This is a genomic window from Rothia sp. 11254D007BW, assembly GCF_053548195.1.
Map to the genome: position 1 here is coordinate 1326108 of NZ_JBPWPK010000001.1, position 13679 is coordinate 1339786.

13 protein-coding genes are annotated in these 13679 nt (G+C 49.7%); all 13 read right to left on the bottom strand.

Going from position 1 to position 13679, the window contains the following annotated elements; genetic code table 11:
* Positions 1-43: 43 nt before the first annotated feature.
* The 13 genes from ACEE43_RS05925 to ACEE43_RS05985 all read right to left on the bottom strand — a co-directional run bounded on the left by ACEE43_RS05925 (position 44) and on the right by ACEE43_RS05985 (position 13582).
* Positions 44-1165 carry a glycosyltransferase gene (locus ACEE43_RS05925; protein ID WP_449108281.1) on the bottom strand — a complete coding sequence of 374 codons (1122 nt, stop codon included), beginning with the start codon at positions 1163-1165 and terminating at the stop codon, positions 44-46.
* A 48-nt stretch (positions 1166-1213) separates the two neighbouring features.
* The gene (locus ACEE43_RS05930; RefSeq protein ID WP_449108280.1) at positions 1214-2152 is read right to left on the bottom strand and encodes a glycosyltransferase family 2 protein; all 939 of its coding nucleotides are present in this window, start codon (positions 2150-2152) and stop codon (positions 1214-1216) included.
* Positions 2153-2155: 3 nt separating this feature from the next.
* Positions 2156-2650, bottom strand: a complete 495-nt coding sequence (locus ACEE43_RS05935) for a hypothetical protein (RefSeq protein ID WP_449108279.1) — start codon at positions 2648-2650, stop codon at positions 2156-2158.
* Positions 2651-2980: 330 nt separating this feature from the next.
* Complete coding sequence (locus tag ACEE43_RS05940) at positions 2981-3979, bottom strand: glycosyltransferase family 4 protein (RefSeq protein ID WP_449108278.1); 999 nt, start codon at positions 3977-3979, stop codon at positions 2981-2983.
* Between the two features lie 7 nt (positions 3980-3986).
* Positions 3987-4868, bottom strand: a complete 882-nt coding sequence (locus tag ACEE43_RS05945) for a glycosyltransferase family 2 protein (protein WP_449108277.1) — start codon at positions 4866-4868, stop codon at positions 3987-3989.
* 60 nt (positions 4869-4928) lie between these two features.
* On the bottom strand, positions 4929-5255 hold the full coding sequence (locus ACEE43_RS05950) for an acyltransferase family protein (RefSeq protein ID WP_449122305.1): 327 nt from the start codon (positions 5253-5255) through the stop codon (positions 4929-4931).
* A gap of 35 nt (positions 5256-5290) precedes the next feature.
* Entirely contained in the window at positions 5291-6517 is a 1227-nt protein-coding gene (locus ACEE43_RS05955; protein ID WP_449108275.1) for an O-antigen ligase family protein, read from the bottom strand.
* Positions 6514-7653: a glycosyltransferase gene (locus ACEE43_RS05960; RefSeq protein WP_449108274.1), complete on the bottom strand. Its 1140-nt coding sequence runs from the start codon at positions 7651-7653 to the stop codon at positions 6514-6516. The genes ACEE43_RS05955 and ACEE43_RS05960 overlap by 4 nt, the downstream gene beginning before the upstream one ends.
* Positions 7644-9887 (bottom strand): N-acetylneuraminate synthase family protein, encoded by a 2244-nt coding sequence (locus ACEE43_RS05965; RefSeq protein ID WP_449108273.1) that lies wholly within the window; start codon positions 9885-9887, stop codon positions 7644-7646. Before ACEE43_RS05965 ends, ACEE43_RS05960 begins: the two co-directional genes overlap by 10 nt.
* A 6-nt stretch (positions 9888-9893) precedes the next feature.
* Positions 9894-10613, bottom strand: a complete 720-nt coding sequence (locus ACEE43_RS05970) for an acylneuraminate cytidylyltransferase family protein (RefSeq protein ID WP_449108272.1) — start codon at positions 10611-10613, stop codon at positions 9894-9896.
* Positions 10614-11684 (bottom strand): RNA-binding protein, encoded by a 1071-nt coding sequence (locus tag ACEE43_RS05975; protein WP_449108271.1) that lies wholly within the window; start codon positions 11682-11684, stop codon positions 10614-10616.
* Positions 11675-12682 carry a CgeB family protein gene (locus ACEE43_RS05980; protein WP_449108270.1) on the bottom strand — a complete coding sequence of 336 codons (1008 nt, stop codon included), beginning with the start codon at positions 12680-12682 and terminating at the stop codon, positions 11675-11677. Before ACEE43_RS05980 ends, ACEE43_RS05975 begins: the two co-directional genes overlap by 10 nt.
* Positions 12683-13582: a glycosyltransferase family 2 protein gene (locus ACEE43_RS05985; protein WP_449108269.1), complete on the bottom strand. Its 900-nt coding sequence runs from the start codon at positions 13580-13582 to the stop codon at positions 12683-12685.
* Between the last annotated feature and the right edge of the window lie 97 nt (positions 13583-13679).

Genomic DNA, 13679 nt, shown 5'->3' on the forward strand with positions numbered 1-13679 from the left:
ACTTAGCAGCACCAGCCCCCCCGTCTTTTATTAGTCTATTCTGTTACTGCATCGCCCGACGCAGAGCATCAATGAAGCGTTCCTCGCTAAATTTTTCTACATGGCTCTGAATTGATTGAGCATTAAACTGATGTTCATCGAAGGTTGCCACCGCAGCGTGGATAGCCTCCGGGCTCGGGGTATCAATGAAAGTTCCATTGACTCCCTCGCTGATGGTATCAAGAAAGCCACCAGCCCGTAGAGCAATAACAGGTTTACCAAAGGAGCCGGCTTCCAAAGGAGTAAGCCCAAAATCCTCATGCGAGATAGCGAGTACAGCCTTAGAATGAGCATAGGCATACCGCATCTGGCTATCAGAGATGTTAGAGACAAAACGGACGTTAGGGGTACTCATAGCCTGCAGCTCATCTTCCATCGGCCCTGACCCCACAACCAGAAGTTTCTGGTCAAGGTCAGAAAAAGCTTCAATAGCGTGCTGTACGTTCTTATAGGGCAATAAGCGCGAAACAATCATAAAGAAACCGTCGCTCATGAAATCTTCAAGCCCCTCAATGGGTTCCTGAGAAGTACTAGCTGAGACGCTGTGGGGAGGGAACAGAATATTAACGTCTTTCCCGTAGACATCGAAAATACGTTGTTTAATGGTGGTTGAATTAGCAACGTACTGTTCTTGACGAGCTGCTGCACGTTGGTCCCACAGACGTAGCATCGGGCGCATTATTTTAAAGACGGTGCTGATAACTGGGTTAGGGGTTGCTCCAAGGTATTGGTCGGTCAGGTAGACCCAGCGTGCCGGTGAATGACAGTAAATGAAGCTTTTCTGGGGCAGGCTGAACCCGTGTGCCCAACCAGTTGTGGATACCAGTGCTTTATCAGCTTTGACTCTTAGCAGACTTGAGAAGATAGGCAGCAGCGGAAGCGCTAACCTGTGGTCTTTTCTGAAGAGGGGTATTTTGTTGAGCGGTGAGGTGATAATCGTACAGTCTCTAAACTCCGGGTAGGTAGTTTCGGGGTTGTAGAGGGTGGTGTAGATAGGTGCCTCAGGGAAGGCCTTATGCATGGCAAGGACGACGCGTTCAGCTCCCCCACGCTGGGTGAGGTAATCATGCGCGATAGCGATGGGGGCGGCAGCACTGTGGTTTATTTCGGAGGATGACTGGGACATTTGACCTGTGTCTCTAAGGTATTGTTAGTTTTCTAGCGTTATTTGAGGCTAGAAAACTTTTTTGGCTTTTTCAGGTGAGGTGATACCAGCGTAGCTTGCTGCTTCTACGGTAAGAGCGATAAGCTTCTCAGCGATAGCACAAGGTAGGTGGTCAGCAACTCGGTCGACAGTATTACCTATTAGACTAATTCGTCCTTCTGTTAAAACGCTGGCAAGTAGTTTTGTGGCCAGTCCCCAGAGACCAGCAGGGTTAGGATTTCCCAAGACGTCTTCGCCATGTTTCTTCACAAAAATATCCCGTGCAGCACCTGAATGTAATGCGCGGGTTGCACGTCCGGCTGTTGTGGTTGCTGCGATATGATGTTTACTTTCTAGCTCGGGAGCAAGGATAATTTCTGCTCCAGCCAGATGCATTTCATACCCCATATCCACGTCTTCCCACCCGTAAAGACGATAACGTTCGTCGTATCCACCAATCTCTTCAAACATTTTCGCTGTCATGGACGCATTAGCGTTCCAGAAGTGCCAGTATTTCTCTGCAGGAGTTGAATATGCGTCTTCACGGAACTTCTTATCTCTATAGTTACCATAGGCACGGGCATAGGGAGTATCGGGGTATAGATTATGGACGAGACCTACTACCCCTACTTCAGCGTCACCGCTGTGGTAGCGCACGTGTTGTTCGATGAAATCTGCCTTAGGTTCAAGGTCATCGTCACAGCGGATTAGGACGTGGGCATCGGCGGCGCGGTGACCTGCGTTGAGAGCTTTACTCCTGCCGCGATTTTCAGGGAAAATGATTGCTTCAATATTGAGGATGCCACGCTCCCGATAAGTCTCCACCACAGCTTCTGTATTGTCGATGTCTCCATCTATCACCACGATGACCTGGAAGTCTTTTTCGGTTTGCTGTTCGAGGGCATCCAGGGGGTAGTGCAGTTTTGAGGCGCCCCCGCGAGTGGGAATAATAACCGCTGCTTTATACATAATCTAGGCGTCCTTAATATGACGGGGTTTAATTTTGGGTGCAATTCTATTCATTGCAGGCAGGGTAAAGAGCCAGGGAGCAATCTTTGAGCATATCTTGTCCATGATTAATGAAAATACTACGCCGGCTACTGTTGCTGCAATGAGGACGAGGAATGGGTTCTCTAGACCAATTTTAACAAGAATCACGCGGTTCTTGGGGGTAAAAAGTAGGTGGGCAAGGTAAATTTGCAGTGATTTTTGACCGAGATACTCTGCCCAGCTGAGGGCTATGCCTTTCTTATAGATAATAGCCAGAGCAGCTAACACCATGGCGGAATCAAAGATGCTACCGGTGATACCTAGAGCGATATTGTTCACTGTGCGGGTAGGGTCACCGCTGGTGGGCTTTGTGAGGTGCCAGTTCAGTAGCAGACAAAGAAACCAACCAGGGTTATCACTAGAGAAGGTAGGATATTCCGGTTTGACAGTCTTTCTGGAACATTTTGCAAAGCCCAAGGGCCAATAATAGCGCCGAAAATCAGAAAGATATAGAGGGTGTTGTCCTGTTGCCCAATATAAGTCCCGTTAATACCCCACCCTAAGATAGTGACCAGTGTGATGGGTACTCACGGCTAGGGGTATGCCAGCTCCCATGAGCAGAGCTAGCAGAGGTAGGTGCACTAGGTATAGAGCACTGTTAAGAGCGGATAAAAAGGGTACTGGGTAGTAGATATTAGACCAGAGACACCTATCCAGCCGTTGCGTGTCCTATGACAATGAAAACAATGGCTATACCTCAAATAGCATCAAAATAGCCATTCCGCCGGGATTTTAAAGGACTATTCATTAGAGACTAGTTAAAACCTCTCGTATAATTTCAGCGTTCTTCTCCCACGAGAACTGTTTAGCTTGTTGGAGACCTTTCGTAGTCATATCGTGAAGTATAGAGGAGCTACCAAGGAGATAGCGCGTTTTTTCAACCAGTTCATCATAGTTGTAGGGATTAAAGTAGAGAGCAGCTGCACCAGCAACTTCAGGCAAACTGGTTGTATTAGAGGTAAGGACGGGAGTGCCACAAGCCATTGCTTCAAGCACTGGGATGCCAAATCCTTCATACACCGAAGGCATGATGAAGAGACGTGCCCCCCGATAGTACTGAGCAAGCTCAGCTTCAGCCAGCTGCGTCAGAGAATGCACCCGGTTACTCACGCCTAGCTGATGAGCAAGCTCCGCAAGTTCATTCGTTTGTTGACCAATGATAACAAGGTGCAGCTCTTGTGACACATCAGTCAGCAGACGATAAAGCATATCAATATTTTTGTGGGGTTTTGTATTCCCGACATATAAAATATATTCATACGGAAGATTCCGTGTTGACCCCTCAGTAGTAAACTCTGAACTTGCAGCATTTCCTGTAACGAAAATTTTTTCCTCAGCTACGCCTGACCATTCCACCACCTTCTTTTTAGAGTACTCAGAAACCGTAATAACAGCCGGCGAATTAATGACAACTGGCTTAACAATATTCTCGTAGTACTGTTCCTTTACAGAACTCCTCTCAGCAGCAATATCCAAGTGAATAAGGTCATGCACCGTAATAACCTGGCGATTATTAAAACCATATACCGGCGTAAAAGACGGCGAGTAGTAAATACTCGAGGGATCAAAAAGTAGATTGCAAGAAACTTTTGCCTGCCAAGCCAGTAGGCCTACAGGTGACAATGGGCTCTGCCTTGAATTTAGGCTTTTAAATTTAAGTTCATTTAGTCGAGAGGTTGTCTCGTGGGCGTATCGTGCAATTCCATACTGACCCACCCAACGCGCATCATAAATAATTTTTTTCATTAACGCACTACTTCACATCCGAAAGGAATTTTGCGGGGTTATTAATATCAATTTTACTTACCACAAAGTAAATAATAGTAAATGACTTGCGGAAGTAACGCAACGCAAAACTAAATTTTCTTCTTTTTAATAAATCAGACATCGAGAGAAGCGAGTCTTTTATAGCTATTAGTGGCCAAAATTTATGGGCGTAAGCATTGAAACGCTCAGAATGTCGCTTCCATATTTGTATTTCTGCCATATTTGCGTCAAGGACTTTTTTAATTTTTCTTATTACACCAGCTGTCTCGCGAAAGTAAATTTTTAGGTCTGGATTTTCTTCAAAACTAGCGCCTATTTTGTTCAGTCTGAGAGTGATTTCTGTATCTTCACCACCATAAGGAGGCAGCCCCCAATCAAAACCATCTACCCTAAAGAAAGTATCCTTTTGGATAATCAGGTTGCAACTTAGCAGGGAATAGTCCCCTCGGATTCCTTTGAAGATAGAGCTTCGGCCCAAGGGCATTTTTTGCGACCCCGAGGGGTGAAGCGCATAGAGCGGACTGCCTGCGACTTCGACACGTTGCATTGAGTTTTGAGCTGCTTGTAACCAGTTATCTGATACAACATCATCGGAGTCACAAAAGGCAATAATTTTACCACTAGCAGCGAGGACTCCTTTATTACGAGCATAGGACGCACCAGGCTGGTCGGATGCATCTATCAGTACAAGTGGCACTTTGTAAGAGCTCTGCTGGCTTTGGATGTAATCTATTGTACCGTCGTTGGATCCGTTATCGGATACGATGACTTCCCAGTTGCAGTTCACTTGCTGACGCGCCAGCGCCTTAATTTGATTCTGAATATGTGGCATGCCGTTCTTGCATGGAATAACAACGCTAATTTCCACTATCCACCTTCTTTCTGTGGCAATCCTTAAATACACTGAGTAAAAATGAAAGAACGACTCTCAATTCCTATTAGTACAATTAATCCCCCCCCCTGCCAGCAACAAACTGAACCAATAGGCGGGATAGTGTCGTGAAAAACGTGAAGTGATAAATACACGAGCACTTCTTACGTCTATAGCCATCAGTAAGATTAAAAAGCCGCTAATTATGAAGAAAAGCTGAACACCTAATTCTCCGCATCTAAAACTGTAGGGCGCCACCGGGGCGGAAGGGTAACTATCATTATAAGTCGCTCCGAAGTGGGAAACCACAACAGCCAAAACCGCTAGACCGCTCAACCCATCTAGCTCTCTAAAGCGAGAAGGTTTAAAATCCGATGGATTCAAAATATATTGAGGGTTTCTGTTTGATACACCTCTAGCTACCTTCTAGACTGTACATATCTAAATTGTTGAGCCGAGTTGATAGGTACTGCCAGTAGACTCAGCGCAACCCCCATAGCCAGGCCCCAAGGAGCCGTCAAAAAAACCTCACCGAGTCTCCAGCTACAAATAGCGATAACGATAATTGCCGCCTCTCCAACGACTAAGCGTTGAGGACGAGGTTGCTTCCAGAACAAGGCGGCAGCCAGCGTAATAGCTAATACCAGAATAGTCCAAGGCCATCCTCCCTCAACAAAAAGGGTCCAGAAAGAATTATGGAAATACTGGTTATTGTGCCCTGGAACGGAAGCATAAGCCTGACCTAACCCCTGACCGTACCAGGGAGTCTCCTGCACCTTAGCCCATGAAGCCTTATCAATCTGTTCGCGGAACCAGTCTGTACCTGTACGATCACCGAATACAGCAGAGTCAGCAAAGTTATTCTGAAGCCATTCAAAGAACCAGCCCACAAAACCAGCCAAAAACAGCTTAAAAAACAGGTTTAATTTTTGAGCAAAAAAGTACCAGAGCAAAGCAATACCAAAGGCACCCAAGCTGGTGCGCGAACCGGTTGCAAAGAGAAGCGGAAAGCCAATACCAATAATAAGCAATCGTTGCCAGGTCTTTGTATAAAGAGCGAACATAATGATTGGTACGATTGCGTGGTAGAGCCCAGCAACATTCTTATCGCTGAGCCAACCAGTAAGATATTGACCATAGTTAGCAGGGGCAACCCCAGCAAAGAAGAGCACGGCGTTCACCAGCATCATAGAGCTCAGACCAAGAATCAAGGATTTAAGGTCGATTCGCCGCTCAGCAATAAAAAGAGCGAGAAAGACTACCGATATCATTCGAACAATGCGTTGCAGGGCATTTATAAAGTCAATGTCGTTCCCCATGACCGAAGAGATCATGATAAAGAGCGCCCCCAGAATAAAGACACCGATATAAACATTGGACTGAGCCAACTCATATTTTGCTTTTTTGGTTGACTTGTAAACCACTGCCAGTAAAATAACCAAGGCAGCAAAAGGCATGCCAAATACAGGGATGGTAACAAACACCATGAGGATGCCCAGAATAAAGTCAATAATGACAATCTTCCCAGTGCCCTCGGCGACCGATTTCAGTTCTTCTTTGGCCCGATTTTGAAAGGCTTTAACCCGCTCCTCAGGCGTCAATATATTATTCGCCTGCCAACTCTCATGCTGGGAAAAAGCGCTCATCGTTTCAGTACCTCCCGATAAGCGGTAGCAATGTTACGCGTCATATCTTCTGTACTGTCCCAGGTAAAAGCATCCGAATTATCGGGGCGGTCCATGTCAGACAGAATCTTGATAGCAGCAGCTTCAACAACCTCTGCTCGGTTACTTGAGGTAAGGGCCGGTACCATTTCTTCAGCTTCGAGTTGCTCAGGATTACCACCCATAGCTGTCGCTAAAACACGTAGCCCGGCAGCTTTAGCCTCAAGCAGGGTGTAAGAATTGTTCTCAGCAATCGACAGCTGGACCAGCACATCATTGCGGCCCATCACTTCAAAGGGGTCGTTAAAACCAGAGAACCAAACGTTCTCTTCGATACCAAGATCTGCTACCTGTCTCTTTAGCTCAGCTTCCTTTTCGCCCTTACCCGCGATTTCAAGGCGAGCATCCGGGTGCTCTTTGAGCACTAGGGCAAAAGCATCGATGAGCACATCAATTTTCTTTTCCGGCGCCAGACGAGCCATAGACACGACCCGTAGCCTACCGGGCTCCCCGAAAACTCGCTTTTCTTCGACCTTCTGAGCAACAATGTCTAAGTCGACACCGTTAGGAATTACAGTTACATCCTTGGCGCCCCACTTCTTACCCATTTGTACAGCATTAAAACGAGAAACAGCAATCTTGCCATCGGTAAACCATAGACGTACACGATGCACTAGTTCCATTAATTTCTGCTGACGCACAGTTTCGTGGTAGACAAGATCATCAACAGCGATTCCGTGCTCCGTGCTAATAAGCTTCGGTGCACAAACCTTATCTTGCACGAGGTGCCGCGCTTTACGTGCGGTTACTACAGCAACAGCAACGACATCTGCATACGCGAGATGAGTATGAACTATCGCAGGCTGGATCTCCCCAATAATACGGTCTAGAGCCAAGAATGACTTCTTAAAACCAAAGTCAGGTCCAAACTCACCGGTTCGCACGTCGACACCCATGTTTACTAGGTGCTCAGACAGCTCACCTTCTGGACAGAAAAAGACCAGGTTATGCCCGGGGATACCGTTACGGGCGATATCTACTAGGTGCCGGGCCACACCTGCAAAGTCTGGCACCGGCATACACAGTAGAACAGTGGGGTGAGTTGAATTTACAGCCACTTTTCGAGCCTATCGAGTGCGGTGAAGAAGCCTTCGCCGTTGTTGACGTGGCCCTGCCAGATTTCGGGGATAAAGGATGAGTTAGGGGTTAGCTCACGCAGCTGCTTGCCGAGGGCTGCCCAGTCCACGTCGCCTTCGCCGACCTGAACGCCTTCGCCGTCCACGCCAATGCCGTCTACCAGGTGCAGGTGGATGGAGCGGGGCGCCAGGAGCTCAACGGCCTCGGAGAGAGGAATCTTGAGGAAGTTGGCCGCCAGCATGGTGTGGGAGATGTCCAGGCAGAGAGCGGTGTTATAGGTGTCGGAGAAGTCAGCGGTGTCCTTAGGGTCAAGGAAGAGGTTGTGGTACTGCTGACCACCCATGAGCCAGGGGTAGGGAGGCAGGGTCTGGGCCGCGATGCGCACACCCGAGGTGTCGAGCTTGGCCAGGGCCTCGCCGATACGCTCGTACTTGTCGGCACGGGCGGAGGGGGCGATGTGGCCGTCCTTGGTGAAGCCACCCATGGTGACTACCATGACCGGGTCATCGTCTACGGTGAAGTAGCGGGTTAGGTCGCGGGTGATATCGATGGTGCGCTGGACCTCTGCAATGGAGCGTTCCCAGATTTCCTGGTCACGAGAGGCCAGGTCTACCAGGAAGTCGCCGGCGAAGAGGTCGGGCAGGTGAGTGGTAAAGGACATGTCGAGCTTGCGGTCGAAGACCTCGTCGATGTTGACTTCTAGGTCCTTGTAGGAGAAGTGGAATTCCAGGAAGTCGGGTTCGGTGTCCTCAATGAGGGGCTTGTAGTCGTGGTAGCGGACGGGCAGACCCCAGGGGCGATCAAACTTGAAGTCGCGGCGGGTCACCAGGTCGTCCTTCAGGTCGCCCTCGAAGAAGAAGGAGCCTGCCTCAACCTCACGCTGCATGGTGCGGCCCAGCAGCTGGGGCAGGTAGTTAGGCTGCAGACCGCGGCCGGGTGACTTGACCTCGACGTCCGCCTCGGTCACAACCTCGCCCTTAGCTATGGTACGGGTAGCAACCAGAGACTTAGCCAGGTTCACGCGGTTCATGAGCTCACCGGTGGAGACCTCGCGGGGAGCAGAGGTACCGATAGACTCCTCGACCTCGCGGATCTGCTGAACCATAGCCTTGAATTCCTCGGGCAGCAGAGAGACAGTGTGGTCGTTACCTTCAAGGGTTTTATCGACGGTGAAGTGCTTTTCAATAATCTTGGCACCGCGGGCAACAGCGGCGATAGGAACGTGGTAACCGCGTTCGTGGCCCGAGTAGCCCACCAGGCACTGGCCGATGTCAGCTAGACGATCCATGTAGGCCAGGTTGACGTCCTTGAAGGGCGCCGGGTAAGTGGACTGGCATTGCAGCAAGGCGTAGGAAGCACCCAGGGAGCGCAGCAGATTGACCGACTCCCGGATTTCTTCTTCACGGCTCATACCGGTGGAGACCAGCATGGGCAGGCCACGGGAGGCCATATCGCGCAGCAGGTCGTGGTTCGTCAGGTCAGCTGAGGCAACCTTGAGCCCCTGAATACCGTAGTCAACCAGAGCCTGTACCGAGGGACCGTCCCAGGGGGTGCACATGATATCCATATCGTGCTGCTTGACGTGGTCAAAGACCTCGTACATCTGATCCACGGTAAAGGAGAAGCGGGAAAGCAGGTCGAGGGTGTACTGAACCCCCAGGTCTTCGCCGGCTGACTTAGATCCCTTCTGCCGGTAGAGGGCATCCATATCACGGAGCTGGAACTTAACAGCGTCCGCCCCGGTATCAACGGCTAGGTCAACCAGGCGCTTAGCCAGGTCAACGTCGCCCTGGTGGTTGTTACCGATCTCGGCAATGATGAAGGAGGGTGAATCCTCCGTGATTTCGGTGCGGCCAATGCGCAGCACGTTCTGCTCGTCCATGGCAATAGCAACCAGGTGGCCGCGCTCATCCACCAGTGGAAGAAGGCTGATACCCTTGGCGAATTCGCCCTGCAGCTCTGCCGGCTCTGAGCCGATGGGAGCTGTCTTGACGCCCTGGTTGGCCACCTCAAGGGCGCTGGTTTCAAGGGAAGCCGCGGGGTTGGCAATCAGCCAGCGGCGGAAGTCGCCGTCTGACAGGGAGCCCTTGAGCACACCAGATTCGTTGACCAGAAAAATAATGCGCTGCCCGTTAGCAGAAATCTTCTGTAGGGCGGTCAGTACCGGATCCTCAGAGAAAACGATGTAGGGGGTGATATTACGTTCGATAATCATAGTGTTTTAGCCTTCGTTTTCTTCTGATGCGAGGGTACTGAGCAACTGGTGCTCTGCGACGGAAAAGTCGATGGGAGCGTCAATGTCTACGCCTTCGACTTCATCGAGCATGAAGAGCTCGATGTTGCCGCCCAGTCGGTTGTGCAGGGTTTCGTAGAGCTCGGTCTTGGTGATGTACATGGAGCCGTTTTCGCGGTAGCGGAAGGTCTCTCGGGTGAGCTCCTGACGGCGAGGACGGGCCATGACCTCGTATTGGGCAGTTGGTGGCTCTGTGGCGGCCCAGATAAAGGGACCGATAGGGATAACGCCCACCATGGAATCTGAGGTGGAGGCAGCGAACTGGCGGATAGCGCGAGCTAAGGTGCCGGGCAGGCGGACGGGAGAGGTCGCCTGCAGGAGCATAACGGCGTCCGGACGCTTGCCCGCAGCTGTGTAGAACTCGATAGCATGCTCAATCACCGGCTCGGTGGCAGTCGTGTCTTCTGCCAGGCGAGCCGGGCGCATAAAAGGAACCTCTGCCCCGCACTGGCGAGCGATATCAGCCAATTCAGCGTCATCGGTTGAGACCAGCACGTCAACCAGGTGCTCGCCTTCCAGCTCAGCCTTTGCGGCAAGGGCCTGCTCGATGGTCCAGGCAACGAGGGGTTTACCCGCAATAGGTTTGAGATTCTTGCGCGGAATTCCCTTAGACCCGCCGCGAACGGGTATCACGCATAGAACGCGCATCTATTTAAGTTTCTCCTCTAGGTATTGTGCGATTGCCTTTGCTGGAGGCGTTGAAGGCACAGCCGGTGCTGGAGTGGGGGCTTCTCCCCACTGGCTAAGGCCATACCTATCCCAAAACTCTCTAACCCACGCAGGCGGGTTGGGATGATAAACCCAAGCAGGGATTCCCCTAATTGCCGCTTCAAGTACTCCTGTAGAAAAAATTGATACTACAGGATTGGTCAGCGTATTGAGGGGCTCGCAACCTCGGTCAATCTCTATACCCATTTTGTCCCATAGAGCATGGGTAAGTACAGACAGTTTGTCCTTTTCGTTAGGGTGAGGTCGGTAACGAGCCCCTGTATCCTTACAGAACTTGTACCCGGCCTGAGCGTACGACAGTCGAGAAAGTTCAGCTCCATGCATCTGCCCCAGGAATATAGGTAATCCCTCTATTTCGGAATTATCTACCCGAGATTTCTGAGCTGCTTCCCAAAAAAGTTGCGACCCAACTACATCGTACGTAACGTCGTTGCGCCCAGATATCCAGAAATCAGCATCCGCTTGGCTGAAAGCAAGAAGGTGAGTTTCAGGGGCCAGTGGCGGTGCATAAGGGGTGTGCAAGCCATGCTGTACGGTGATAAAACGAGCTCCTGAACGCTGAGCATACCGAGCTGCGGCTCCGCCCCAGGCCATATAATGGCCCAGCGCTACAACCTGAGATACAGAGGTAATTTTTTTATCGAGTTCCCCCTCTATGAGAGGGGTAGCTTTCCACTCTCCCTTCGGAAGGCGAGCTGTAACGTCCTCGGGAGCCCATACTGCATACGAATTAGCTGAAAGATAATGAGCGGGCTGCACCAAGGCGCCTAAAGATGTAGGAGATGTGGAGTCCAGCGCAATAAGAATCTGTGGGTCTTCACCTACTGTATGTAGATAACCCGATACAGGGGTAGATGAGTTAGAGGGCTTCTTATAATTACGTATTCGAGCTGGAACTTCCTTAATTGTGACTTTAGCTCTACGAAGAGGATGAGCATTAGCCTGCCATTTGCTCCAGGCATCGAGGTCTTCAGGATAAATTAGACCCATAAGGTATCCATTTTCTGCGCGCGGTGGAAGAAGGTATGTTCAGCCTGGCTTCGTTTAAGGCCTGCTGCTCGGATTGAATCGCTCCATGTGGGGTCCCCGATTATACGTTGGCATAGTTCAATAAGCTCTTCAGTGCTTTGGTAAACGAGTACTTCAGAGCCAATGTCGTAGAACTCCTCAACATCAGGTCTGTCAATCAGCTGTAAGCCATTCATACCAGGTACTTCAAAGGTTCGCATAGCTAAACCAGCCTGTAAACCGTGAATGTTTAGTGCAGCAGCAGCAGATGCTTGAACCTCGTAGGCCTCTGCCAAAGTGATGTCTCGTTCGGAGGGAATGCCTGGACGTTTTAGTTCCCAGGTACGCAAACGGTCGAAAATGTGATGAGACCATTCACGGCCATAGGCCCGTACCGGAACCCCAGAATTTGACAGTTTGACTATCATTTCTTCACGGTTTTTATAACGTGATCCTACGAAAACGATCTCATTGTTTCGTTTTTGTGGGAAATCGGCAAGAGATGGATCATAACCGTTTGCGACGAAGTGAGCGTTGATGCCCTCTGACGCGAGCTCCTCAGCTTCTGTACGAGCATAACTAACTACAAGAGGTAATTCATGCAAGAAGTTTTTGGTGTAGCGATGGCGCTTTAAATCATCGTACAGCCATAGAATATAGGGGACTTTACGGTCAGTAACAGCCTGCCAGAAGTTATCGCCTAGGGTATCTGCTTTAATAACAATGATTTTGTCCGGGTCCACCTCGCGAAGGACATGAAGGGCTTTTGCTGTAGCCGCTTTTTCGGCGGTCTTTTGCCCGTCGAAGCCAACTTTTGAGGGTAGTTCGTAAAAAGCTTTATTGCGTAGCTTGTCTTTGACCGTGTCGAAGGCGTCATAGCGATGTACCGTTACGTCGTAGCCTAGCTGGGTGAAGCCATCTGCAATGGAGTAGCAGTAGCCGTGAAAGGCAGGGCTGATGATGAGGAGTTTCTCTGCCATTTATCGTTTGCTTTCTGCTTTCTTGATATAGCTAAGTTCTTCGCGAAGTGTGGCGTAAGGGGTAACAGCCCGGTTTCGGAATACCCGTAGGGAGTTGAAGAGGAAGTTTGCAATAGATACGGTTCTCAAGGCAGCAGCCAGGTGCTTACCTTCATTCCATTTTGAATTATAGATAAAGCGAGAATCGAGTACCCATTGGCGACGTTGAACAGAAGCTCCCGATGAGCCGCCACCTACGTGTTCTACCACTATATCGCCTCGGAAGATTCGTTTGATACCGTGGGTCGCAAGTCGACGTTGCAGGTCGATTTCTTCACTATTCATGAAGAAGCGTTCATCCATACCTCCGACTGCGTTGAAGTCTTCACGGCGAAGCATCATACAGGCGCCCATGAGCCAGTCAGGTTCTGCCACGTTCCCAGTCGAACAGTCTAGGGCGTGCCCCACCATCCAGTGCCAGAACTTCGTGGACCGCAGGCGAGCAGCAGGAGTGAACCACTCCCATGCATGATGCCTGGTTGCAGGGAAGTCTCTGCCAACCCACTGGGACTCGCCATCAACCCCGACTATCTGAGGAGAAATAAGGGCTGAACCTTCTGCATAAGCAGCTTGCAACATATCTTCAATAAAATTATCTGGTGGAATAAGATCACTATTTAAAATTAGAATCCATTCGCCTACCGCACCACCAACCCCACTATTAACATTTGCCCCAAAACCCCCATTTTCGTTACGACGAATGACGCTGACATTTTCAATATCCGGAAAAGGAGTCGGCGAACAGTCGTCTGATACAATAATTTCGCAAAAATCAGGAGAAATTTGTTTTTCTAGTGAGCGGATAAGAAGTATGGTATCTTGAGTATTGCCATAATGAGGGATAATCACTGATAAATCCAATTTATGCTCCTTTTAGCTGTCAAATGAATCTTTCTATTACACACCAAAAGGTGGGTTTATTTTAAGAATATACCTATTCAAGAAGTATTATTCTTAA

What these genes read in the sequence shown, in the direction of transcription:
- ACEE43_RS05965 (WP_449108273.1), bottom strand. Translation starts at nt 9,887, where the DNA reads ATGATTATCGAACGTAATATCACCCCCTACATCGTTTTCTCTGAGGAT.
- ACEE43_RS05925 (WP_449108281.1), bottom strand. Translation starts at nt 1,165, where the DNA reads ATGTCCCAGTCATCCTCCGAAATAAACCACAGTGCTGCCGCCCCCATC.
- ACEE43_RS05970 (WP_449108272.1), bottom strand. Translation starts at nt 10,613, where the DNA reads ATGCGCGTTCTATGCGTGATACCCGTTCGCGGCGGGTCTAAGGGAATT.
- ACEE43_RS05930 (WP_449108280.1), bottom strand. Translation starts at nt 2,152, where the DNA reads ATGTATAAAGCAGCGGTTATTATTCCCACTCGCGGGGGCGCCTCAAAA.
- ACEE43_RS05955 (WP_449108275.1), bottom strand. Translation starts at nt 6,517, where the DNA reads ATGAGCGCTTTTTCCCAGCATGAGAGTTGGCAGGCGAATAATATATTG.
- ACEE43_RS05975 (WP_449108271.1), bottom strand. Translation starts at nt 11,684, where the DNA reads ATGGGTCTAATTTATCCTGAAGACCTCGATGCCTGGAGCAAATGGCAG.
- ACEE43_RS05940 (WP_449108278.1), bottom strand. Translation starts at nt 3,979, where the DNA reads ATGAAAAAAATTATTTATGATGCGCGTTGGGTGGGTCAGTATGGAATT.
- ACEE43_RS05980 (WP_449108270.1), bottom strand. Translation starts at nt 12,682, where the DNA reads ATGGCAGAGAAACTCCTCATCATCAGCCCTGCCTTTCACGGCTACTGC.